This window comes from Actibacterium pelagium (assembly GCF_002285415.1).
GTDB classification, from domain to species: domain Bacteria; phylum Pseudomonadota; class Alphaproteobacteria; order Rhodobacterales; family Rhodobacteraceae; genus Actibacterium_B; species Actibacterium_B pelagium.
Genome location: NZ_NSBU01000007.1, coordinates 921939 through 945119, shown reverse-complemented (window position 1 = coordinate 945119; position 23181 = coordinate 921939). Strand labels below are relative to the sequence as shown.

Here is a 23181-nt window from a genome sequence, read left to right as displayed (position 1 = left end):
CCCTTTTTCTTTCCCTATTGCAGGAATCGGCAACTCATGTCATTTAATGAACAAGCGTTCATTAATGGCGAGGAGGATCCCATGTTCAACGCAACTATGCGCTTCGACCTGGGCGATGAGATCAACGCATTGCGGGATATGGTGCATCGGTGGGCGCAGGACCGCGTCAAACCGATCGCGGACAAGACGGACAAGGACAACGCATTCCCGAACGAGCTTTGGGCCGAAATGGGAGACTTGGGTCTTCTGGGCGTCACCGTGCCCGACGAGTTTGGCGGGGCAGGCATGGGCTATCTGGCTCATGTCATCGTGACGGAAGAGATCGCGCGTGCCAGCGCTTCGATTTCCTTGTCCTACGGGGCGCATTCGAACCTGTGTGTGAACCAGATCAAGCTGAACGGGACAGATGAGCAGAAGGCCAAATACCTGCCGAAGCTGATTTCGGGGGAACACGTCGGCGCTTTGGCCATGTCGGAAACCGGTGCAGGGTCTGATGTCGTCTCCATGTCGCTGCGTGCCGAGAAGAAGAATGGCTATTACACGCTGAACGGCAACAAGTTCTGGATCACCAACGGTCCTGATGCTGACACGCTTGTCGTTTATGCCAAGACTGACCCAGAGGCGGGATCAAAAGGCATGACCGCCTTTATCGTTGAGAAGACGATGAAAGGGTTCAGCACGTCTGCACATTTCGACAAGCTGGGGATGCGCGGCTCCAACACGGCAGAATTGATCTTCGAAGATGTCGAAGTGCCCTTCGAGAACGTTCTGGGTGAAGAAGGCAAAGGCGTTCGCGTGCTGATGTCGGGGCTCGACTATGAACGAGTGGTCCTGTCGGGCATCGGTACCGGCATCATGGCGGCCTGTCTTGATGAGGTGATGCCATATCTTGCGGAACGCAAGCAGTTCGGCAAGCCCATTGGGGACTTTCAACTGATGCAGGGCAAGATCGCCGATATGTACACCAAGATGAACTCGGCCCGCGCCTATGTTTACGAGGTCGCGAAGGCCTGTGATCGTGGCGAGGTGACCCGCCAAGACGCTGCGGCTTGCGTCCTGTATGCCTCGGAAGAGGCGATGGTTGTTGCGCATCAGGCGGTTCAGGCGATGGGTGGCATGGGCTTCATGAACGAAACCCCAGTCAGCCGCATCTTCCGCGACGCCAAGCTGATGGAAATCGGGGCAGGGACCAGCGAAATCCGTCGGATGCTGATCGGTCGCGAAATGATGGGAGCGATGAAATGATACGCCATTTGGCGATCTTTGGATTGGTTGCTGGGCCTGCCTTGGCCCAGCCCGAACAGATCGCCAAATACGGATCGCTTCTAGAGCAATGCTATACCGAGGCGCAGGGGGCTGAAGCCAAGGCTCAATGCAAAGGTGCCATGTCACAGGCCTGCATTGTTGGCGAAGATGGTGGCGAGACTACACTTGGCATGACCGGTTGCACCCACGCCGAGATGGAGGTTTGGGACAAGTTCCTGAACCAAGAATATCAAACAACCATGGCGGTTTACCGCAAAATGGACAGCGACGAAGCAATCTATTTTCCGGCTTATGCGATGCGTGTGGACAGCCTTCGTAAAACACAAATTGCCTGGATCGCATTTCGCGATGCGGAGTGTGCGTTGGAATATGCCCGTTGGGGCTCTGGCTCGATGCGCCATATCGCCGGCGCTTCTTGCCTGATGGAAATGACAGCGGATCGCACGATCGAACTGCTGCAAATGCGCGAGGAATTTTGATGACAGACATCCAGATAAAGGGCCCGCACGCCACAGATTTGGGCTTGGTTCAGCAAGCTGCGGCCAAAGCGGCTGCCGGTGGCGGTGAAAAGGCTCGCGAACGGCATTTGTCGCGCGGGAAAATGTTGCCTCGGGACCGGATTGCAAACCTTCTGGACCCCGGTTCGCCGTTTCTAGAGGTTGGCATGTTTGCTGCCCACGGGATGTATAATGATCAGGTTCCCTGTGCCGGCGCCGTGGCTGGAATTGGTCGGGTCGAAGGGCAAGAGGTCATGGTGGTCTGCAATGACGCCACGGTGAAGGGGGGAACCTATTTCCCGCTGACCGTGAAGAAACACCTGCGCGCGCAAGAGATTGCAGCCCAGAACCGGCTGCCTTGTGTTTATCTGGTCGATAGCGGTGGCGCCAACCTGCCAAATCAGGACGAAGTCTTCCCCGACCGCGATCATTTTGGCCGTATCTTCTTTAATCAGGCCAATATGTCTGCTGCGGGCATTCCTCAGATCGCAGTTGTGATGGGGTCGTGTACCGCTGGTGGCGCGTATGTCCCGGCTATGTGCGACGTCTCTATTATCGTGAAAGAGCAGGGTACGATTTTCCTTGCCGGCCCTCCGCTGGTGAAGGCCGCGACCGGAGAGGTCGTAACCGCAGAAGATCTGGGTGGTGGCGATGTTCACACGCGCCTGTCCGGTGTTGCCGACTATCTGGCCGAAGACGATGCGCATGCGCTGGCCCTTGCACGGCAAGCCGTTCGCAATCTGAACATTAAGAAACCGGACCAACTTGCGATGCGGGACGTGGTCTATCCTGCGGAAGACCCCAGCACCATGCTGGACGTGGTCCCTTCAGATTTGAAAACGCCCTATGACATTCGCGTCGTGATCGACCGGATCGTCGACGCAGGAACCTTTGATGAGTTCAAAGAGCGCTATGGCACGACCCTTGTCTGCGGTTTCGCCCATGTTCACGGGATGCCGGTCGGGATTATCGCGAACAACGGGGTATTGTTCTCGGAATCCTCGCTGAAGGGGGCGCATTTCGTCGAGCTGTGCAGCCAGCGGAAAATCCCGTTGCTTTTCCTGCAGAACATCACAGGCTTCATGGTCGGTCGAGAGTATGAATCTGGTGGCATCGCAAAAGACGGTGCAAAACTGGTGACAGCTGTCGCGACCTCGAAAGTTCCCAAGATCACGGTGTTGGTCGGGGGTTCTTTTGGTGCGGGGAATTATGGAATGTGTGGAAGGGCTTACAGCCCAAACTTTATGTGGACATGGCCGAATTCTCGGATCAGCGTGATGGGAGGCGAACAGGCTGCGGGCGTGCTTGCGACCGTGAAACGCGACGCGATCGAACGCTCTGGCGGGGAATGGAGCGCGGAAGAAGAAGCCGCCTTCAAACAGCCAACCATCGACATGTTCACTGAACAGTCTCATCCGCTATATGCCTCGGCCCGGTTGTGGGACGACGGCATTATCGACCCGCGCGAGACCCGCAAGGTCGTGGCGCTTTCACTGTCGGCCTGTCTGAACGCGCCGATTGAAGACACCCGTTTCGGCCTGTTCCGGATGTAAGGAGGCGACATGTTTACCAAGATTCTGATTGCCAACCGGGGCGAGATCGCCTGTCGTGTTATCGCCACCTGCCGCAAAATGGGCATCTCTACTGTCGCGGTCTTTTCCGAAGCGGACCGGACTGCCAGACACGTGCGTATGGCAGACGAAGCGGTTTGCGTTGGGCCAGCCCCTGTCGCGGAAAGCTATCTTCTGACGGACAAGATTATCGCGGCGGCCAAATCGACCGGTGCGCAGGCCATTCATCCCGGCTATGGCTTCTTGTCCGAGAACCCCGAGTTTGTCGAGGTTGTCGAGTCCGCAGGTCTTAGCTTCATCGGTCCACGGGCTGACGCGATCCGCGCGATGGGTTTAAAAGATGCCGCTAAGGATCTGATGGAAAAAGCAAATGTTCCTGTCGTTCCCGGCTATCACGGGGACCGGCAGGACGCGGCCTTTCTTGCCGGAGAGGCTGATCAGATCGGCTATCCCGTCATGATCAAGGCGCGCGCCGGTGGCGGTGGCAAGGGCATGCGCCTGGTCGAAGATCCAGCGGATTTCGAAACCTCGCTTGAAAGTGCGCAGCGTGAAGGTCAGGCCAGCTTTGGTGACCCCGCAGTGCTGGTCGAGAAATTCATCCAGAACCCGCGTCATATCGAGATTCAGGTGTTTGGGGACGCCCATGGTAATGTCGTTCACCTGTTCGAGCGTGATTGCTCGTTGCAACGCCGCCACCAAAAGGTGATCGAAGAGGCCCCAGCTCCTGGGATGACTGCCGAAGTGCGCGCAGCTATGGGTAAGGCTGCTGTCGATGCAGCCAAGGCGATCAATTATCGTGGGGCTGGCACGGTCGAGTTTATCGTCGACGGGTCGGGTGACCTGCGTACCGATGGTTTCTGGTTCATGGAGATGAACACCCGCCTGCAGGTCGAACATCCCGTTTCTGAAGCCGTTACAGGCTTGGATTTCGTCGAATTGCAGTTGCGTGTCGCAGCGGGTGAGCCTTTGCCGTTCGAACAAGACGACCTGACCCTAACGGGACACTCTTTCGAAGCCCGCGTTTACGCCGAAGACGTTCCGGGTGGGTTTCTGCCTGCGATCGGGCGTCTGGAGCATCTGCAGTTTCCCGACGGGGGTGCCTTCAACCGTGGTCCTGTCCGGATCGACAGCGGGGTAGAAACCGGGGATGAGATCAGCCCCTGGTACGACCCGATGATCGCCAAGGTCATTACCCACGGCGCAACCCGTGAAAAGGCATTGGCCCGCCTACAGCACGTTCTGGCAGAAACCGAAGTCAGCGGAACGGTTACCAATCTTGGCTTCCTGTCGGCGCTGGCCAAACACGAAGGATTTGGCGCAGGGCAGGTGGATACGGGGCTGATCGCGCGTGACTTGGACGCCTTGACCGCGCCCGCGGAAACGCCGAATGCGGATGCGATCGCGGCCGTATCCTTCATGCAGACCAATGCTGAAGACCCATTCGCGGGGTTTGCCCTTTGGCAACCTCTGGCGCAGGATGTCAGCCTGTTAAAAGAGGCGGAACCGGTTGCGGCCAGGGTAACGACCTTGGGCGGGGGCAATTACCGCGTTGAGCTGCCCGATCAAACAGTCGAGGTCAAAAACTCTGACGGTGTGTGGTGGGTCAACGGTGTTAAGACGGTCGCCAAGACGGTTCTGAAAGGGGACCATCTGTCCGTATTCTGGGGTGGGGTTCAGCAATACACCCGCGTCGACCCTCTGAAACAGGCCGCTCAAGCCGGGGGTGCCGGGGGCGACGCTGTTCTGGCGCCGATGCCCGGATTGGTCCGCCATGTCGCTGTTAAGAAGGGTCAGGCTGTTTCCGAAGGCGACCGTTTGGTCGTCCTGGAAGCCATGAAGATGGAGCACAGCCTGACAGCCCCACGCGATGGCGTAATCGAAGAACTTACCGTGGTCGAAGGGGATCAGGTCGGCAAGGATACGCTTTTGATCCGGTTGGAGGCCGAAGATGGCTGAACACGTCACGATCTTCGAGATGGGCCCGCGCGACGGGTTACAGAACGAGAAAACGCTTATTTCAACCGCTGACAAGATCGCCTTGGTCGATCTGTTGTCTCAGGCTGGATTTCGGAAGATCGAAGTCACCAGTTTTGTCAGCCCCAAATGGGTGCCGCAAATGGCGGACGCGGCCGCGGTTCTTGCAGGGATCGAGCGCAAGCAAGGGATAAGCTATGCAGCGCTAACGCCCAACCTGCGCGGACTAGAGGGCGCGATTGCGGCCAAAGCCGATGAAGTCGCGATTTTCGCCTCGGCTTCGGAAGGGTTTAGTCAGGCCAACATCAATTGCTCGATCGCTGAGAGTTTTGACCGTTTTGCGCCCGTAATGACAGCGGCGAAAGAGGCGGGGATGCCGGTGCGCGGTTATGTGTCTTGCGTAACCGACTGCCCCTATGACGGGCCGGTTGCGCCTGAATCTGTCGCCTCGGTTGCAGCAAAACTTCTTGAGATGGGCTGCTACGAAATCAGTCTTGGTGACACGATTGGGGCAGGGACCCCGGAAACAGTTGAAGCAATGCTAGAGGCCGTTTTGAAGGTCGTGCCTGCGGCCAGACTTGCCGGTCACTTCCACGACACGAAGGGCCGCGCTTTGGATAATATCGAAGTGTGTTTGGCCAAAGGTATCCGCACATTTGATGCAGCCGTGAGCGGCTTGGGCGGTTGCCCCTATGCGCCCGGGGCCGCAGGGAATGTTGCAACAGAAGCAGTGGTCGCCCGGCTACAGGCGCTAGGATTTGACACATGCATCGACACTCAAGCACTGGCCAACGCGGCAGAGTTTGCGCGTGGATTGAAGGAGGCCGCATGACCTATCAAACTTTGGACGTAAAGATTGATGATCGCGGCGTTGCCTATGTGACGCTCAACCGTCCCGAAAAGCGCAACGCCTTGTCGGCGCAAATGATTGCAGAGCTGACAGATTTGGCCAAGACGGTTGGGGCGCAGGCCTCGACCCGCGCGATGGTTCTGACCGGGGCTGGCGACACCTTCTGTGCCGGTGGGGATCTGGGCTGGATGATGGACCAGATCAAAGCCGACCGAGAAACCCGAATGTTAGAAGCCCGCAAGCTGGCCATGATGCTGAATGCTCTGAACGAGATGCCAACGCCTTTGATCGGCATGGTACAGGGTGGAGCCTATGGCGGAGGCGTCGGTATGGCCTGTGTCTGCGACCTGACGCTGGCGCTGCCCACGGCGCGATTTGGCCTGACAGAGACGAAGCTTGGTCTGATCCCTGCTACGATCAGCCCCTATGTGCTGGCGCGTATGGGCGAAGGACGTGCAAGGCAGGTTTTCATGTCGGCGCGGTTGTTCAAAGCGACAGAGGCTGTTGATCTTGGCGTCGTGTCGAAAGTCGTTGATGAAAACGCAGTGGACGAGGCCATCGAGGCCGAAGTAGCCCCCTATCTTTCGGTCGCTCCGGGCGCGGTTGGTGCAGCAAAAGCTTTGGCGCGAAGCCTGGGTCCGAAGATCTCATCTGCGGTGATTGACGACACGATCGAACGGCTGGCTGATGTCTGGGAAACGGACGAGGCGCGCGAAGGCATCGCCGCGTTTTTGGAGAAACGTCCTGCGCCTTGGGCCAACGGTTAGGCGAGTGTGACCATTTCGCGCCTTTCCGCCGTGGCGGGATCGCGTAAACTGCGCCTAAATCGAAAAGGTGCAGTATGCAGGCAATCCCACAGAAACCGCGGTTTGGCGATCAGGTCCCTCCGGCAATTTTCCCCCCATTGCTTGGGTTGATGGGATTGGCGCTCGCGCTTTCGCGTGGGGTCCCGGTCTTTGGGATCCCAAGACCAATTGTCGATCTGATTACCGGCGCTGTGACGCTTTTGCTTTTGTTCGCGATCTTTGCTTATTCGCTTAAGTTGATCCGCCGTTTCGGAACTCTGGCCGAGGATATCCGGACCTTGCCGGGACGTGCCGGAACTGCTGCGATGGTCGTTTCGATCTATTGTCTGGCGGCGGCGTTGTTGCCGTTTTCGACTTCTGTCGCCCAAGTGGTCTTGTTCGCGGGTTTGGCCTGGCACGTTGTTCTGGTGCTGTTCAAAACTCGATACTTGCTGTCGCTGCCCTCAGAACAGCGCCAGATCACGCCTGTTTGGCACCTTAGCTATGTCGGGTTCATCGTCGCGATCTTGGCAGCCCAACCGCTTGGCTACAGCCAGCTCTCGGTGGTGATCTTTTGCGTAACTGTTCCGGTTGCCATGACGATCTGGGGCCTAAGCCTGCGTGATATCCTGACCAACGAAACACCTCCGCCTTTGCGTCCGACGCTGGCGATCCATCTGGCTCCGGCTAGCCTTTTCACTGTGACCGCAGGCCTATTGGGATGGACGTTGCTTTCCTTCGCCTTCGGGATTGTCGCAATCGCGATCTTTGGAACCTTGCTGGTGAAGACGCGCTGGCTGACCGTGGCTGGGTTTTCGCCGTTCTGGGGGGCGTTCACCTTTCCGCTGGCCGCGTTCAGTTCAGCGATGATGTCGCTGGCATCGCTGTCTCCGGTCTTCGGTATTCTTGGGGCCCTGTCTTTGGCAGGTGCGCTTGGGGTCAATCCGCTGATCGCCACCCGGGTATTGAAGCTTTGGGCAAGCAACCAGTTGGCCCTTAAAACCAACGCTGCGCGCGTTTAGGCGGATTCTCTCTTTCCTTTTGTGCCGACCCGTGAAATAGGGAGGCGTCAAACGAAAGCTTCCAAGGAGATCACCATGGAGATTCGCGAGGCGCTTACCTTCGACGACGTACTGCTTGTTCCGGCGGCCAGCTCTGTCCTGCCGTCCACGGCCGATACCCGCACCCGCGTGACCAAGTCGATTGGCATGAATATCCCGTTGCTGAGTTCCGCGATGGACACTGTTACCGAAGCCCGCATGGCCATTGCCATGGCACAGGCTGGCGGGATCGGCGTGATCCACAAGAACCTGAACGTCGAGCAGCAGGCCAAGGAAGTGCGCCGTGTGAAGCGCTTCGAATCCGGGATCGTCTATAACCCGGTAACCCTGACCGCCAACCAGACACTGGCCGATGCCAAGGAACTGGTTGATCGCTATAACTTCACGGGTTTCCCGGTCGTTGATGAAGCCGGTCGTGTTGTCGGCATCCTGACCAACCGTGACATGCGCTTTGCACAATCGGATGACACGCCGGTTAAGGCCATGATGACCAGCAACGACTTGGCGATGCTGGCGGAACCTGCCGACCTTGAAGAAGCGAAAAGCCTGATGCGCGCCCGCCGGATCGAGAAGCTTTTGGTTCATGATGGTAACGGCAAGCTGACCGGCCTTCTGACACTGAAAGACACCGAGATGGCGGTGCTGAACCCCACGGCCTGCAAGGACCGCCTTGGACGCCTGCGCGTTGCGGCGGCGACCTCTGTTGGTGATGCTGGCTTTGAACGCTCTGAGGCGTTGGTGGACGCGGGTGTGGATATCGTTGTCGTCGACACGGCGCATGGACACTCCAAAGGCGTTCTGGACGCTGTTGCACGCGTCAAGGCGCTGTCGAATGAGGTTCAGGTGATCGCCGGCAATGTTGCCACCGGTGAAGCGACCAAAGCTTTGATCGATGCTGGTGCGGATGCTGTGAAAGTCGGCATTGGCCCGGGTTCGATCTGTACGACACGTATGGTGGCGGGCGTTGGTGTGCCTCAGCTGACCGCGATTTCTGATTGCGCGATTGCGGCGGGGGACACTCCGGTGATCGCAGACGGCGGCATCAAGTTCTCGGGCGATTTTGCCAAGGCCATTGCGGCGGGCGCGTCCTGCGCAATGGTTGGCAGCATGATTGCCGGCACCGACGAAAGCCCGGGCGAAGTGATCCTGTACCAGGGTCGTTCTTTCAAATCTTATCGTGGGATGGGCAGCCTTGGCGCAATGGCGCGTGGCTCTGCCGACCGGTATTTCCAGAAGGACGCGGCCAGCGACAAGCTGGTTCCCGAAGGCATCGAAGGCCAGGTCCCGTACAAAGGGGCTGCAGGCGCCGTGATCCACCAACTGGTGGGCGGTCTACGCGCGGCAATGGGTTATACCGGTAACGCGACTGTGGAAGAAATGCGCAAGAACTGCCGTTTCGTGAAAATCACCGGCGCGGGTCTGAAGGAAAGCCATGTGCATGACGTTCAGATCACCCGCGAAAGCCCGAACTATCGTGGCATGTAAGTGACCCCGGCGGCCCGCGTCTCTGCGGCGATCGAGGTTCTTGATCGCTATCTCGATGGAACACCGCTTGAGAAAGCGCTGACCAACTGGGGGCGCCAGAACCGCTATGCCGGGTCCAAAGATCGGGCGGCGGTGCGTGACCATGTGTTCAGCGCCTGCCGTCGCATGCGATCTGCTGCTGCGATTGGCGGGGCAAGAACAGGCAGGGGGCTGATGATCGGGCTTCTGTCGGCAGACGGTGTTGACCTGCAAGAGGTCTTTACCGGCGACCGGTTTGCCCCCGCGCCGCTGACCCCCGAAGAATTGACCCATTTGGAATCATGCGTCGAGATGTTTGGTGACGAGGCGGTCGATTGCCCGGACTGGCTTTGGCCCGATGTGGTTCAGGCCCTGGGTGCTGCCGCGTCCGAGGTCTTTGGCAGCCAGCAATCGCGCGCCCCAACTTTCCTGCGAGTGAATCTCGCAAAGGCGGATTTGCCTTCGGCGCAAGCCTCGTTGGCCGATGACGGGATAGAGACCGTCCCGCACCCGACCCAAGACACAGCGCTGGAAATCCGCAGCAACCCTCGGCGTTTGCAGCAATCGACCGCATATACTGATGGGTTGGTCGAGCTTCAGGACGCGTCTTCGCAGGCGATTTCCGATTTTGTCCCTGTCGAGACGGGGCAGAATATCTTGGACCTTTGCGCAGGTGGCGGGGGTAAAACCTTGGCGATGGCCGCGCGGGTCCATGCGGATTTCTACGCCCATGACATTGATCCAAAGCGATTGGCCCCCATCAAAGAGCGTGCAAAACGAGCAGGGGTCGCAGTCAAATTACTGCAATCCGATCAGCTTGGCAGGGCCGAAGGCTTTGATGGCGTCTTGTGCGATGCGCCTTGCTCAGGCAGCGGCTCTTGGCGTCGCAGCCCCGAAGGTAAATGGTCTTTGACCCCGAAGCGCCTTGAAGAGCTGTGCCAGATACAGGCCGATATCCTAGATCAGGCAGCGTCGCTGGTTCAGCCCGACGGGTGGATTGTTTATGCGACCTGTTCAGTGCTGGCCTGCGAAAATGAAGATCAAGTATCGGCGTTTCTGAAGCGCAATCCGGGATGGACGTTAGAGCGCAGTTTGCAGTTTCATCCCGACGAAGCTGGTGACGGACTGTATGCGGCCTTGCTACGTCGATAGCGTTAACCTTCTGTTTACCTCTTTGTCGCCAGATAAGGTGAAGCCTCCAAGCAGGATCCCTTGATGCGGCCTTCCAGAACTAAACTACGTGAGATCTCTGGCTCGATCTTTCGCGAACCAGTGCTGTCATTGGGTGTGCTGTTGAGTGCCTCAGCGACTGCAGCCTTTGCTGCGTTCGAATACTTCGATCGCGGCCTAGATTCCCATACGATAGGCCTAGTGGCCGCGGCATTCAGTTGCCTTGCCCTTATGGCTTTGCGATGCAAGTTCCGCCGCTTTCGGGTCGATGTAGACCGAATTTCGGACGCACTTCTAACGTTCGACCCCTCGCCCTGTATCGTCGCCAGCTACTCGGGGCAGGTGATCTATGCAAATCCAGCTGCCCGAGATCAATTCAAGATCGCTGAGGTTGACCACCTTAGCCATTCCTTGGGCCTATATTTTGCCAATGTCGATAAAGTCTTCAACGAGATGACGGATGCGGCAATTGCCAGAGGCATTGCAGAGGTTGAAGCAGCCGTTGCCTCTGCCGAGCGGATGATGGTTCGCGCTTTAAGGATGAATGGGAGTTGCCTGCTTTGGCGGTTTGACAAGCTTCCGACAGATCAGGAATTGGGCGCTATCTGGGAATTGCCGATGCTTAGGGCAGATGACGACGGCGTCATCCGGTATCTTAACAGGCCCGCCAGAACCCTTCTTAGGGGCCAGCCAATTCGGGTTGACGAGATCGCTGATAGGGGTCTGGAACCTGGATTGCAGGAACTGAAAATCAGGAACGCTCGAAAATTTGTAACTGTTATCAAACGTCCGGCCGAGCGAGGTGGGGCGCATTATCTTCTGGCTCCGATCGACCGCCCAGAGCCGATGAAGGAAACGGCAGATTCGTTGATCGATGGTCTTCCTGTGGCAATTCTTAAAATCGAACTGGGGGGGCGAATTGATGTGGTGAACCAGGTCGGCAGGGATTTGCTGGGCCTGACGCCGGGTGAACATTTTTTCCAAGATCACGTCGAGGGGTTAGGCCGTCCCGTCAAGGAATGGGTGAACGAGGTGATCGAGACGGATCATGGCGCCAGCTCCGAAGTTTTGCGGGTGCGTCGCGAGGATCGCGAGGTCTTTGTTCAGGTCTCGCTAAGACGCTCGCTGTTCCCGGAAGACCAGTCTGCGATTGCAGTGCTGCACGATGCGACTGAAATGAAGCAGCTTGAAGCGCAATTCAACCAAAGCCAAAAAATGCAAGCGATTGGCGAATTGGCCGGTGGAGTGGCGCATGATTTCAACAACCTGCTTACGGCGATTTCGGGCCATTGTGATCTGCTTCTGCTTCGCCGTGACGAAGGGCATCCTGACTACGGCGATTTGATGCAAATTCATCAAAACGCCAACCGGGCCGCTGCCTTGGTCGAACAACTTTTGGCCTTTTCCCGAAAGCAGAACTTGCGGCCTCAGAAGGTTGGGCTCCGAGATGCTTTGCAGGATTTGGGCCATCTTCTGGATCGCTTGGTCGGGGCAACCGTAAAGTTGACAGTTCACCACGACAGCGCGGATGCGTCGATCTGGGTTGATCGCCGACAATTCGAACAGGTGATTATGAACCTTGTTGTCAATGCAAGGGATGCGATGCCGAACGGAGGAGAGATTCAAATCTCGACTTCGGTGCGCAAACTTGTTCGTGACTTGCACCGTAACCGCGCCAAGGTCCCCGCTGGCGACTATGTCGTTATTTCGGTCGAAGATCAGGGCGAGGGTATCCCTGCCGAGCAAATCGACAAGATATTTGATCCGTTCTTCACTACGAAGCCGCAAGGAAAAGGCACTGGGTTGGGGCTGTCCATGGCCTACGGGATTGTTAAGCAAAGCGGTGGCTTCATATTTGTGGACAGCAATACTGGCGAAGGCACACGTTTCTATCTTTACTTCCCCGTGCGAAGAGGAAGCGCTGATTGTCGGCCCAATAGCCTTCCACAGCAGGTTGCGAACCGAGCTGACGAGATCGATATCGGCCTGACGGAAAGTTTCCAGAGGGTCGAAGAAACCCGTTTAAATGCCAAAGCTGCGCCAGAAGAGCGTCGCCAAATTCTATCGAGCACCGAAGCAGGCGGTCAGGGGGCTGGGATTGTCCTTTTGGTTGAGGACGAGGCCTCTGTCCGGGCCTTTGCGGCGCGTGCCCTGTCCATGCGTGGGTTTACTGTTCTGGAAGCAGAAAGTGCTGAACAGGCATTGGACGTGTTGGCGGTTACGACAGTCCCGATTGATCTGTTTGTAACGGATGTGGTTATGCCGGGCGATGACGGGCCCACATGGGTGCGTAAAGCGCGAGAGACTTACCCCGATACCCGAGTGGTCTTTATGTCGGGCTATACCGAAGAGGCGTTTACAGAAAATAAAGGTGACCTGCCAAACTCTGTTTTCATACAAAAGCCATTCTCATTGGCGGATTTTACGAAAACGGTGAAGCAGCAGGTTGAAATCTCAAAGGCAGATTGAGGTTTACCCTGCAACGCTTTGATAAAGTTCAAATTCCTTTGATCTTTCCTCTCGAAGTTTTGCTTCGACTTTTGCGCTAATCTGCAGGTCGCCTTGTGGGGATTCGTTGAGCCTTGGCGCGATTATCTTCCGCTCCAGTTTCTTCTCCAGAAATCTGTCTAGCTGACTTAGACGTGCATAGTCGAACAGGCGGTCCACGATCACATTGCCCTCTGAGTCTCCAACAAACCGAAGCTGCGAGCCCAGCCTGGCATAGGCTGGAGGATCATCGCTTAGGTAGTCTTGGACAAAGGTATCGAAAGAGACATTCGCGGTAGAATTCGGGAGGCCATCAAGCTGTGGGCGACTGCGATATCTGTACCAGCTTCCCAGCCAATCGATAGGGTCACGGATGACCGCAATGGTTTTCAGTTTCTTGGCGTCTTCCTTACCCAAAATCGGGCGCATGTGACGATTGAATTTACGGGCATTCATGTGTTTCGCGCCCGGAGGTCCACGCAAAATGATATCCGCCGAATCCGCGAGGGCGGCCTGATAGGCATGCGTCCCTGTTTTCGGAACGGCCAAAAAGGCGATTCCTGCCCTCCAAAAAACCATCATGCCGTGAACTGCCCTTGATACTCTTAGGTTGTTTATAGCGTCTAAACTAATCTTTAACCGAACTGGTTTGAAATGAATTTTATAGAATTTCCTTGATTTGTTCTCTTTTTGTCCGCATAGATTTGTGAACAAGAGGTGAACACAGGCAAGCATTGCCGCCTTTGGGCGGGTGTGAAATAAGGATCGAAACGATGGCAATGGCGAACCTTCTGGATATGGCAGACAAAAAAGATTCCGAGAAACAAAAGGCGCTGGATTCGGCGCTTGCGCAGATCGAACGGCAGTTCGGCAAGGGCTCTATTATGAAGCTGGGCGCCGATAACCCTGTGGCCGAGATCGAGGCGACCTCGACCGGGTCGCTTGGCTTGGATATCGCCCTTGGGATCGGCGGTTTGCCGAAAGGCCGGATCATCGAGATTTACGGCCCTGAGAGCTCTGGTAAGACGACTTTGACGCTGCACTGCGTGGCGGAAGAACAGAAAAAAGGCGGCGTCTGTGCCTTTGTTGACGCGGAACATGCCCTTGACCCGCAATACGCGCGGAAACTTGGCGTGGATCTGGACGAGCTGCTGATTTCGCAGCCCGATACCGGTGAGCAGGCGCTGGAGATTACCGATACGCTGGTTCGTTCCGGGGCGGTTAGCATGGTTGTGGTCGACTCGGTCGCGGCCCTGACCCCGAAGTCGGAACTTGAAGGCGACATGGGCGACAGCAACGTTGGCGTTCAGGCCCGCCTGATGAGCCAGGCGATGCGCAAGCTGACCGGCTCGATTGCACGGTCGAACTGCATGGTGATCTTCATCAACCAGATTCGGATGAAGATCGGCGTTATGTTTGGTTCACCAGAGACCACGACCGGTGGTAACGCACTGAAGTTTTATTCCTCGGTACGTCTGGATATCCGCCGTATTGGCGCCATCAAGGACCGTGATGAGGTTGTCGGTAACCAGACCCGTGTGAAGGTTGTGAAGAACAAGGTGGCTCCGCCGTTCAAACAGGTTGAATTCGACATCATGTATGGCGAAGGCATTTCCAAGCGCGGTGAGCTTTTGGATTTGGGCGTTAAGGCCGGCATCGTCGATAAATCGGGCGCTTGGTACTCTTACGGGGATGAGCGGATCGGGCAGGGGCGTGAGAACGCCAAAACCTTCCTGAAAGAAAATCCAGATTTGGCCTATGAGATCGAAGATAAGATCCGCGCGGCCCACGGATTGGATTTTGATGCCCCCATGGGAGAGGACATTCTGGAAGACTGATCCTTGGATCACCAGTATTAAGAAAAACCGGGGCCAAGTGTCCCGGTTTTTTGTTTCTTGCCAAGCGGGAAGGCCATCGCCAGTGGACAGTCCCGCGTCAGAAAGCTACACGGGTTGAAACACCCGAAATCCGTGCTGAAAGACGCGAAAATGGCCAGTCTGAACGATATCCGCTCTACCTTCCTGAACTATTTTGAAAGCAAGGGACATACGGTTGTGCCTAGCTCTCCGCTGGTGCCGCGAAATGACCCGACTTTGATGTTCACCAACTCTGGGATGGTGCAGTTCAAGAACTGCTTTACCGGGGTGGAAAAGCGTGACTATGTACGCGCGACGACTGCCCAGAAATGTGTGCGCGCAGGGGGTAAACACAACGACCTGGATAACGTTGGTTATACAGCCCGCCACCACACGTTCTTTGAGATGCTGGGGAACTTCAGCTTTGGCGATTACTTCAAGCACGATGCGATCCCTTTCGCTTGGGAGTTGATCACCAAGGAATATGGGATCGACAAATCGCGTCTGCTGACAACCGTCTATCATACCGATGATGAGGCCTTTGAGATTTGGAAGAAGGTCGGCGTGCCGGAAGATCGGATCATCCGCATCGCGACCTCGGATAACTTCTGGCAAATGGGCCCGACCGGCCCGTGCGGTCCGTGCACCGAGATCTTCTTTGACCATGGCGACCACATCTGGGGTGGCCCTCCGGGTTCGCCCGAAGAAGACGGTGACCGTTTCATCGAAATCTGGAACGTCGTTTTCATGCAGAACGAGCAGTTTGAAGATGGCTCGATGGTCGAACTGGACATGCAGTCGATCGACACCGGCATGGGGCTAGAGCGGATCGGCGCGCTGTTGCAGGGTAGCCATGACAACTATGACACTGACCTGTTCAAGGCGCTGATCGAGGCCTCGGCCCATGCGACCTCGACCGACCCGTATGGGGATCAGAACGTTCATCACCGTGTGATTGCGGACCACCTGCGGTCGACGTCTTTCTTGATCGCCGATGGCGTGATGCCGTCGAATGACGGTCGTGGTTATGTGCTGCGCCGCATCATGCGTCGTGCGATGCGCCACGCGCACCTATTGGGGGCCAAGGACCCGGTGATGCACAAGCTGGTGTCGTCTCTGGTCGGCAAGATGGGCGCGGCCTATCCGGAACTGGGGCAGGCGCAGGCGCTGATCGAGGAAACTCTGAAGCTGGAAGAGACCCGCTTTATCCAGACGCTCGATCGCGGTTTGAAACTACTGGATGACGAACTGGATAAACTGCCGGAAGGGGCGAACCTGCCGGGTGAGGCAGCGTTCAAACTGTACGACACTTACGGCTTCCCGCTTGATCTGACGCAGGATGCTCTGCGCGAAAAGGGTCGCGCGGTAGACACCGATGGGTTCGACACCGCGATGGAAGAGCAAAAAGCCAAGGCACGCGCAAGCTGGTCCGGCTCTGGCGAATCCAAAGACGCGACGATCTGGTTCGATCTGGCGGACAAGTTGGAAGCAACCGACTTCCTTGGCTACGAAACCGAAGTGGCCGAGGGGCAGGTCCTGGCTTTGGTCGCTGATGGCGCGGAAGTTAAGGAAATCACCGAAGGCAACAGCGGTTGGATGGTCGTGAACCAAACCCCGTTCTATGCGGAATCGGGTGGCCAGGTTGGCGACACCGGATCTTATCTGAAGCCGGGTGTATCTGGGTCCGTGACCAATACGCTGAAGATGGCGGGTAAACTGTTCGCGCATCAGATCACCGCGACCGAAGGCACCCTGTCTGTTGGTGACCCACTGGAACTGCGTGTCGACCACGACCGTCGTTCCGCGATCCGCGCGAACCACTCTGCCACGCACCTGCTGCACGAAGCCCTTCGCGAAACGCTTGGCGATCACGTGGCGCAGAAGGGGTCGTTGAACGCAGAGGATCGTTTGCGGTTTGACTTCAGCCATTCCAAGGGCATGACAGGCGGAGAACTGGCCGAGGTCGAAGGCCGGGTGAATGAATTCATCCGCCAGAACTCTGCGGTTGAGACCCGGATCATGACGCCTGATGATGCGCGCGGTATCGGGGCGCAGGCCCTGTTCGGCGAGAAATACGGGGATGAGGTCCGCGTGGTTTCGATGGGGGAAGCCCAGACAGGCAAGGGCCATGAGGGCACAACATGGTCTATCGAACTGTGTGGCGGCACGCATGTGAAGCGCACGGGTGACATCGGGCTGTGCGTCGTTCTGGGCGACAGCGCGTCGTCTTCTGGCGTCCGCCGGATCGAGGCGCTGACAGGCGGCGCCGCGTTGGATCATCTGGTGTCGCAACAGCAGGCCCTGAACGAAGTTGGCCAGATGCTGAAGGCGCAACCGGCCGAGATCGTATCGCGTGTCAAAGCCCTGTCGGATGAGCGCAAGGCCCTTCAGAACGAAGTGGCTCAACTGCGTCGCGAACTGGCAATGGGCGGCGGTGGCGCGTCCGGACCCGAGGCCGAGCAAGTGAATGGCGTGGCCTTCATGGCGCAGGTTCTAAGCGGCGTTTCGGGCAAAGACCTGCCGGCGCTGATCGACGAGCATAAAACACGCATGGGCTCTGGTGCGGTGCTGCTGATTGCCGATGGCGACAAGGTCGCCGTTGCGGCCGGCGTGACAGATGACCTGAAAGGGAAGCTGTCTGCCGTCGATTTGGTCCGTGCGGCCGTGGTCGAGCTTGGTGGCAAAGGTGGCGGTGGCCGTCCTGACATGGCGCAGGGTGGGGCCAAGGATGCCTCGAACGCTGACGGTGCGATTGCTGCGGCCAAGGCCGTGATCGAAGGCTAAGTATGGGCGCGCTTTGGATCAACCACGTCACCGTGACCGATCCTGAAAGCTATGCCAAATATGCCGAACTGGCGGGTCCCGCGATTGCCAAACATGGCGGGACCTTCATTGCGCGTGCCAGCCGTTATGTGCAGCTTGAGGGGCAGGAGGCCCCGCGCAATGTCGTGGTGCGGTTTGATACGGTTGAGGCCGCTGTAGCCTGTTATGAAAGCCCCGAATATCAAGAGGCCCTAAGCCACGCGAACGGGGCGTCAGACCGCAACTTGGTTGTGGTCGAGACGACAGAGGACTAGGCCCCGTTGATTAGAGCCCTAGAAGCCATCGTCACATCGATTTTGGAATCTCTAGGGATCGAACTGGGTAAGTTTCTGTTGGGCGAGTTTTTCATCGCGCTATTGCTGACGTCTCTGATCACTTTTCCAGTCAGCGCTGGCCTTGTTGATTTGGTTACAGAACGGTTGAAGTTGGAATACGGCAGTTTTCTTTACAATCTGGTCGCGCTTTTCATCGGAGCGCCGATTGTCTTTGGTGTCGCGATCCTAGCCTACGGATTGCTTACCTAAACGAAAAACCCCGGCTTCCAGCCGGGGTTTGTTGTTTTATTGGTTGGCCTTTGCCATCCGCTTGCGCTCGTGCGGATCAAGATAGCGCTTGCGCAGGCGCACGACGTTCGGGGTCACTTCGACCAGTTCGTCGTCGTTGATGTAGGCGATGGCCTCTTCCAGCGAGAACTCGATATGCGGGGTCAGGCGGACCGCGTCATCCGAGCCAGAGGCGCGGACGTTGGTCAGCTTTTTACCCTTCAGCGGGTTCACTTCCAGATCGTTATCGCGCGAATGCTCGCCGATGATCATGCCGGTGTAAACGGCGGCCTGAGGACCAACGAACATGCGACCACGCTCTTCCAGGTTCCACAGGGCATAGGCGACGGCCTCGCCGTTTTCCATCGAGATCAGAACGCCAGCGCGGCGACCCGGGATCGGGCCTTTGTGCGGGGCCCAGTCGTGGAAGACGCGGTTCAGAACGCCGGTGCCGCGGGTGTCTGTCAGGAATTCGCCGTGATAGCCGATCAGGCCACGCGACGGGACGTGCGCGACGATACGAGTTTTACCCGCACCTGCCGGTTTCATCTCGGCCAGATCGCCTTTACGGGCACCTGTGATTTTCTCAACGACGGCGCCGGTGTATTCGTCGTCCACGTCGATGGTGACTTCTTCGATCGGCTCCATCCGCTGGCCGTCAACATCGCGGAACAGAACTTGCGGGCGAGAGATCGACAGTTCGAACCCTTCGCGGCGCATGTTCTCGATCAGAACGCCCATCTGTAATTCGCCGCGACCGGCGACTTCGAAGGCTTCGCCGCCGGGGGTGTCGGTAACCTTGATGGCGACGTTGGATTCGGCTTCTTTCATCAGGCGGTCACGGATAACGCGCGACTGGACCTTCTTACCATCACGACCAGCCAGCGGGCTGTCGTTGATGCCGAAGGTCACGGTGATGGTGGGCGGGTCGATAGGCTGGGCGTCCAGCGGCTCTTCGACGGCCAGTGCGCAGATCGTGTCGGCGACGGTGGCTTTGGTCATACCTGCGATCGAAACGATGTCGCCCGCGACGGCCTCTTCGATGTCTTCCATCGCCAGTCCACGGAACGCGCGGATCTTGGTGACGCGGAACTGTTCGATCTTTTGACCAATGCGCGAGAGGGCCTGCACGGTAGCGCCCACTTTCAGCGTCCCGCTTTCGACACGACCGGTCAGCAGGCGACCAACGAACGGGTCGCTGCCCAGAGTGGTGGCCAGCATGCGGAAATCGTCGTCTTGCTTCTTGATCTGCTTGGGGGCAGGGACGTGGTTGACGATCAGGTCAAACAGGGCGTGCAGGTTTTCACGCGGCCCGTCCAGTTCATGGTCAGCCCAGCCAGAGCGGCCCGAGGCATACATGTGCGGGAAGTCCAACTGGTCATCATCCGCATCAAGGCTTGCGAACAGGTCAAAGCATTCGTCCAGTGCGCGGTCGCTTTCTGCGTCCGGCTTGTCGACCTTGTTCAGAACCACGATCGGGCGCAGGCCAAGAGCCAGCGCTTTCGAGGTCACGAATTTCGTCTGAGGCATCGGGCCTTCAGCGGCGTCAACCAGCAGGACAACCCCGTCGACCATCGACAGGATACGTTCGACCTCGCCACCGAAGTCGGCGTGGCCGGGGGTGTCGACGATGTTGATACGGGTGCCTTTCCATTCAACACTGGTCGCCTTGGCAAGAATGGTGATGCCGCGTTCACGCTCCAGGTCGTTGCTGTCCATGGCGCGTTCGCTGACGGCCTGATTTTCGCGGAATGCGCCCGACTGTTTCAGCAGCTCGTCCACAAGAGTGGTCTTGCCGTGGTCAACGTGGGCAATGATGGCGATATTGCGCAGATCCATTAGGGAAGCCTTTTTTCGATGTTGCCGGGGCCATATCGTGCATGCGCAGAAAAGGCTAGAGCTTAAAGATCAGTCTGAGCGGTTTCATTAGTCTCTGACGCGATTTTGGGGCGTTCTGTGCGGAAATACGCGCGTAAAAGCGCTAAACGCATGGAAAGTGAGTGTTTGCTGTCATGCAACTGGCGCACCGTAAGGCGACGTTGCCGTACCACCGCACGGGCGACACGAAAGTCCCAACGGCGCTTGCGATCCAAATAGTCCTTGGGCAGCCAGCGACGCACCAGTCGCCAAGCAAAGCCAAGTTGCAGGAAGGCGATTGTCTTGAAAGCCATCTTGCTGACGCTTGCCACGATCATCCGTCCAAGCGCCGTGCTGGCCGCGATCAGCCAGAACGGAAGCTTGACCGAAAACAGGACCAGCCACAGACCAAGCGAACTGACCGATAGGCCAATCGTCCCGAAGACAACAATCAGGGCGGCGACAGTTTTCTCGTACCACTCCAGCCCGCGATACCATGCAAGCATGCTGTCATAGCGCTGCTTGACCGCGTCTTTATAACGGGTCAGGACCTGCACGATCTTCCGGCGCAGCATCGGGCCCATGATCAGTGGCAGCATCGAGGACATGAACCACTTTTTCAAAAGCTCGATCCGAAAGAACATGGCAGCCTGAGTTTTCAGCCAGATCAGGATGGCGGGCGCTTCGATCCCCATCAGCTTGCTGCCGATGATCTTCAATTGTGACAGGATCAGTCCAAGCGCCAGAAGCACCTTCGCTCCAAAGGCGTAGGTCAGGGCAATGGACGCCCCCGCAACCAGGATCAACAACAGGACTGCGCGCCAGAACATGCTTATATGTGCCGCCTTTCGTTCAAAAAGTCTTGGGTGGATTTACGGAAGATACAGTTGGTGGCTGTCTTTGATATGTTCCATCACGAAACTGGCCGAGACATCCTGTAATGGTACCTGCGCAATCAGTTTCTGGTATATCCGGTCATAATCCGCCACGTCGCGCGCCTGAATGCGGATAAGGTAATCCAGATCTCCGCTCATTCGGAACACGCCCTGAATTTCCGGGATTGCGCTGGTGGCACGGGCGAACTTTTTCGCCCAATCCTGATCGTGGCTATGAGTGCGGACTTGTACGAAAACCGTCAGCGGCAATCCAAGGGTTGGTGCATCCAATATGGCCACGCGGCCCTTGATCGCGCCTGCGGCCTCTAACGCCTTGAGGCGCCGCCAACAGGCGTTGCGGGACAGGCCGACGGTTTCGCCAAGGTCTTCCATTGAAAGACTCGCGTCGCGTTGCAAAGTGTTGAGTATTTTGCGGTCAATGTCGTCAAATTGTATCGCCATATGAAGGATATGGCGTGAAATGATGCAAATTACAACGTAAACGCGGGTGAATTTGGGAAGCTTGGGTGCTTTTAGGCAGGTAGTGTGGGCGTATATCCCAGGAGGCGTAAAATGATCACTCAGATTTTCCTAAACCACCCACGCAAAGTGGACGAAACCTATCTTCAGCACGCGGCATTCGCCGGCAAGTTCTCTTTGCGTTTGTTCGGGGCAGCCTGCGCGGCCTTGGTGCACGCGATCATTCCGTGTCTTTTTGAGAAGACTGCCAGCCGGATGATCCTTGAGATGGCAGAGCCATTAAAGACCCGCGGCAGATGAAAAGGGCGGCCAAATGGCCGCCCGATTGCGTTAGCCTACAAGGGCCTTGTTCAAATTCTCGTCGATCTTCTCAAGGAAGCCCATAGTGGTCAGCCAGCCCTGATCAGGTCCGACCAGCAGCGCAAGGTCCTTGGTCATGTGGCCGCTTTCGACGGTATCGATGATCACACGTTCCAGCGTTTCGGCGAAGTTCATCAGTTGGGTGTTCTCGTCCAGTTTGGCGCGGTGCTTCAAGCCGCCGGTCCACGCGTAGATTGATGCGATCGAGTTGGTCGAGGTCGCCTCGCCCTTCTGATGCTGGCGATAGTGGCGGGTGACGGTACCGTGTGCGGCCTCTGCCTCGACGATCTTTCCGTCGGGCGTCATCAACTGCGAGGTCATCAGACCCAAAGAGCCAAAGCCCTGTGCAACGGTGTCGGACTGCACGTCGCCATCATAGTTCTTGCAGGCCCAGACGAATTTGCCGTTCCACTTCATGGCGCAGGCGACCATGTCGTCGATCAGGCGGTGTTCGTACCAGATGCCGGCTTTCTTGAACTGTTCTTCGAACTCTTCCTCGTAAATCTTCTGGAAGAGATCCTTGAAACGGCCGTCATAGGCTTTCAGGATCGTGTTCTTGGTCGACAGGTAGACCGGCCAGCCAAGGTTCAAACCATAGTTGAACGAGGCCCGTGCAAAGTCGATGATCGAACTGTCGAGGTTGTACATCGCCTGATACACACCGGCGGACGGCGCGTCATAGACCTCTTTCTCGATGACAGTGCCATCTTCGCCTTCGAACTTCATCGTCAGCTTGCCCTTGCCGGGGAAGGTGAAGTCAGTGGCTTTGTACTGGTCGCCAAACGCATGGCGTCCCACAACGATGGGCGAGGTCCAGCCCGGAACCAGACGCGGGACGTTCTTACAGATGATCGGCTGACGGAAGACGACACCGCCAAGAATGTTGCGGATCGTGCCGTTGGGCGAGCGCCACATCTTCTTCAGGCCAAACTCTTCCACACGGGCTTCGTCGGGGGTGATCGTTGCACATTTGACGGCAACGCCCACTTCTTTGGTCTTTTCAGCGGCGTCGATTGTGATCTGGTCTTCGGTACGATCACGCTCTTCGATGCCCAGATCGTAGTAGAGCAGATCAAGGTCCAGATACGGCAGGATCAATTTGTCTTTGATGAACTGCCACATGATGCGGGTCATTTCATCGCCGTCCATTTCGACGATTGGATTGTCGACTTTAATTTTGGTCATTGGGAAACCTCGTAGGTTGGTCCGAGTCGTTGCGCGAAC

General features: G+C 57.2%; 20 protein-coding genes. 15 read left to right on the top strand and 5 right to left on the bottom strand.

Annotated features, from left to right (window positions below; genetic code table 11):
- Positions 1-81: 81 nt before the first annotated feature.
- The 10 genes from CLM58_RS13540 (at position 82) to CLM58_RS13495 (ending at position 13146) form a co-directional block, all read left to right on the top strand.
- Positions 82-1245: an isovaleryl-CoA dehydrogenase gene (locus CLM58_RS13540; RefSeq protein WP_095597115.1), complete on the top strand. Its 1164-nt coding sequence runs from the start codon at positions 82-84 to the stop codon at positions 1243-1245.
- Complete coding sequence (locus tag CLM58_RS13535) at positions 1242-1745, top strand: lysozyme inhibitor LprI family protein (protein WP_095596421.1); 504 nt, start codon at positions 1242-1244, stop codon at positions 1743-1745. The genes CLM58_RS13540 and CLM58_RS13535 overlap by 4 nt, the downstream gene beginning before the upstream one ends.
- Positions 1745-3316, top strand: a complete 1572-nt coding sequence (locus tag CLM58_RS13530; RefSeq protein WP_095596420.1) for a carboxyl transferase domain-containing protein — start codon at positions 1745-1747, stop codon at positions 3314-3316. The genes CLM58_RS13535 and CLM58_RS13530 overlap by 1 nt, the downstream gene beginning before the upstream one ends.
- 9 nt (positions 3317-3325) lie before the next feature.
- Positions 3326-5290 (top strand): acetyl-CoA carboxylase biotin carboxylase subunit, encoded by a 1965-nt coding sequence (locus CLM58_RS13525; protein ID WP_095596419.1) that lies wholly within the window; start codon positions 3326-3328, stop codon positions 5288-5290.
- On the top strand, positions 5283-6140 hold the full coding sequence (locus tag CLM58_RS13520) for a hydroxymethylglutaryl-CoA lyase (protein ID WP_095596418.1): 858 nt from the start codon (positions 5283-5285) through the stop codon (positions 6138-6140). Before CLM58_RS13525 ends, CLM58_RS13520 begins: the two co-directional genes overlap by 8 nt.
- Positions 6137-6925: a crotonase/enoyl-CoA hydratase family protein gene (locus CLM58_RS13515; RefSeq protein WP_095596417.1), complete on the top strand. Its 789-nt coding sequence runs from the start codon at positions 6137-6139 to the stop codon at positions 6923-6925. Before CLM58_RS13520 ends, CLM58_RS13515 begins: the two co-directional genes overlap by 4 nt.
- Positions 6926-6999: 74 nt before the next feature.
- Entirely contained in the window at positions 7000-7965 is a 966-nt protein-coding gene (locus CLM58_RS13510) for a TDT family transporter (protein WP_095596416.1), read from the top strand.
- 75 nt (positions 7966-8040) lie between these two features.
- A complete protein-coding gene (gene guaB / locus CLM58_RS13505; protein ID WP_095596415.1) occupies positions 8041-9489 on the top strand; it encodes an IMP dehydrogenase in 1449 nt (482 codons plus the stop codon).
- The gene (locus CLM58_RS13500) at positions 9490-10659 is read left to right on the top strand and encodes an RsmB/NOP family class I SAM-dependent RNA methyltransferase (protein ID WP_095596414.1); all 1170 of its coding nucleotides are present in this window, start codon (positions 9490-9492) and stop codon (positions 10657-10659) included.
- Between the two features lie 249 nt (positions 10660-10908).
- Entirely contained in the window at positions 10909-13146 is a 2238-nt protein-coding gene (locus tag CLM58_RS13495; protein WP_158221912.1) for an ATP-binding response regulator, read from the top strand.
- 3 nt (positions 13147-13149) lie between these two features.
- Here the strand turns inward: CLM58_RS13495 and CLM58_RS13490 are convergent, their stop codons facing one another.
- Positions 13150-13899, bottom strand: a complete 750-nt coding sequence (locus CLM58_RS13490) for a sulfotransferase family protein (protein ID WP_143226572.1) — start codon at positions 13897-13899, stop codon at positions 13150-13152.
- 38 nt (positions 13900-13937) lie between these two features.
- On the opposite strand from CLM58_RS13490, the gene recA reads away from it, so the two are divergent.
- From recA to CLM58_RS13470, 4 genes are all read left to right on the top strand, one after another.
- Positions 13938-15002, top strand: coding sequence for a recombinase RecA (recA, locus tag CLM58_RS13485; RefSeq protein WP_188720408.1), 1065 nt, complete (start codon positions 13938-13940; stop codon positions 15000-15002).
- Between the two features lie 150 nt (positions 15003-15152).
- Positions 15153-17804, top strand: coding sequence for an alanine--tRNA ligase (gene alaS, locus CLM58_RS13480; protein ID WP_095597113.1), 2652 nt, complete (start codon positions 15153-15155; stop codon positions 17802-17804).
- Between the two features lie 2 nt (positions 17805-17806).
- Positions 17807-18097: a DUF1330 domain-containing protein gene (locus tag CLM58_RS13475; RefSeq protein ID WP_095596411.1), complete on the top strand. Its 291-nt coding sequence runs from the start codon at positions 17807-17809 to the stop codon at positions 18095-18097.
- Between the two features lie 6 nt (positions 18098-18103).
- A complete protein-coding gene (locus CLM58_RS13470) occupies positions 18104-18367 on the top strand; it encodes a hypothetical protein (RefSeq protein ID WP_095596410.1) in 264 nt (87 codons plus the stop codon).
- 36 nt (positions 18368-18403) lie between these two features.
- On the opposite strand, the gene typA is transcribed toward CLM58_RS13470, so the two are convergent.
- From typA to CLM58_RS13455, 3 genes are all read right to left on the bottom strand, one after another.
- On the bottom strand, positions 18404-20224 hold the full coding sequence (gene typA, locus CLM58_RS13465; protein ID WP_095596409.1) for a translational GTPase TypA: 1821 nt from the start codon (positions 20222-20224) through the stop codon (positions 18404-18406).
- A gap of 62 nt (positions 20225-20286) precedes the next feature.
- On the bottom strand, positions 20287-21072 hold the full coding sequence (locus CLM58_RS13460; protein WP_095596408.1) for a hypothetical protein: 786 nt from the start codon (positions 21070-21072) through the stop codon (positions 20287-20289).
- 42 nt (positions 21073-21114) lie between these two features.
- On the bottom strand, positions 21115-21579 hold the full coding sequence (locus tag CLM58_RS13455; protein ID WP_095596407.1) for an Lrp/AsnC family transcriptional regulator: 465 nt from the start codon (positions 21577-21579) through the stop codon (positions 21115-21117).
- Between the two features lie 111 nt (positions 21580-21690).
- Here CLM58_RS13455 and CLM58_RS13450 point away from each other — a divergent pair, with 111 nt between their 5' ends.
- Entirely contained in the window at positions 21691-21897 is a 207-nt protein-coding gene (locus CLM58_RS13450; protein WP_095596406.1) for a DUF6356 family protein, read from the top strand.
- Positions 21898-21927: 30 nt separating this feature from the next.
- On the opposite strand, the gene CLM58_RS13445 is transcribed toward CLM58_RS13450, so the two are convergent.
- Positions 21928-23142 carry an NADP-dependent isocitrate dehydrogenase gene (locus CLM58_RS13445; RefSeq protein WP_095596405.1) on the bottom strand — a complete coding sequence of 405 codons (1215 nt, stop codon included), beginning with the start codon at positions 23140-23142 and terminating at the stop codon, positions 21928-21930.
- Positions 23143-23181: the final 39 nt, after the last annotated feature.

Bases quoted from the DNA above. Each gene is read 5' to 3' on its own strand.
- CLM58_RS13540 (WP_095597115.1), top strand. From the start codon at position 82: ATGTTCAACGCAACTATGCGCTTCGACCTGGGCGATGAGATCAACGCA.
- CLM58_RS13535 (WP_095596421.1), top strand. From the start codon at position 1,242: ATGATACGCCATTTGGCGATCTTTGGATTGGTTGCTGGGCCTGCCTTG.
- CLM58_RS13530 (WP_095596420.1), top strand. From the start codon at position 1,745: ATGACAGACATCCAGATAAAGGGCCCGCACGCCACAGATTTGGGCTTG.
- CLM58_RS13525 (WP_095596419.1), top strand. From the start codon at position 3,326: ATGTTTACCAAGATTCTGATTGCCAACCGGGGCGAGATCGCCTGTCGT.
- CLM58_RS13520 (WP_095596418.1), top strand. From the start codon at position 5,283: ATGGCTGAACACGTCACGATCTTCGAGATGGGCCCGCGCGACGGGTTA.
- CLM58_RS13515 (WP_095596417.1), top strand. From the start codon at position 6,137: ATGACCTATCAAACTTTGGACGTAAAGATTGATGATCGCGGCGTTGCC.
- CLM58_RS13510 (WP_095596416.1), top strand. From the start codon at position 7,000: ATGCAGGCAATCCCACAGAAACCGCGGTTTGGCGATCAGGTCCCTCCG.
- guaB (WP_095596415.1), top strand. From the start codon at position 8,041: ATGGAGATTCGCGAGGCGCTTACCTTCGACGACGTACTGCTTGTTCCG.
- CLM58_RS13495 (WP_158221912.1), top strand. From the start codon at position 10,909: ATGGCTTTGCGATGCAAGTTCCGCCGCTTTCGGGTCGATGTAGACCGA.
- CLM58_RS13490 (WP_143226572.1), bottom strand. From the start codon at position 13,899: ATGCTTGCCTGTGTTCACCTCTTGTTCACAAATCTATGCGGACAAAAA.
- recA (WP_188720408.1), top strand. From the start codon at position 13,938: ATGGCAATGGCGAACCTTCTGGATATGGCAGACAAAAAAGATTCCGAG.
- alaS (WP_095597113.1), top strand. From the start codon at position 15,153: ATGGCCAGTCTGAACGATATCCGCTCTACCTTCCTGAACTATTTTGAA.
- CLM58_RS13475 (WP_095596411.1), top strand. From the start codon at position 17,807: ATGGGCGCGCTTTGGATCAACCACGTCACCGTGACCGATCCTGAAAGC.
- typA (WP_095596409.1), bottom strand. From the start codon at position 20,224: ATGGATCTGCGCAATATCGCCATCATTGCCCACGTTGACCACGGCAAG.
- CLM58_RS13460 (WP_095596408.1), bottom strand. From the start codon at position 21,072: ATGTTCTGGCGCGCAGTCCTGTTGTTGATCCTGGTTGCGGGGGCGTCC.
- CLM58_RS13455 (WP_095596407.1), bottom strand. From the start codon at position 21,579: ATGGCGATACAATTTGACGACATTGACCGCAAAATACTCAACACTTTG.
- CLM58_RS13450 (WP_095596406.1), top strand. From the start codon at position 21,691: ATGATCACTCAGATTTTCCTAAACCACCCACGCAAAGTGGACGAAACC.
- CLM58_RS13445 (WP_095596405.1), bottom strand. From the start codon at position 23,142: ATGACCAAAATTAAAGTCGACAATCCAATCGTCGAAATGGACGGCGAT.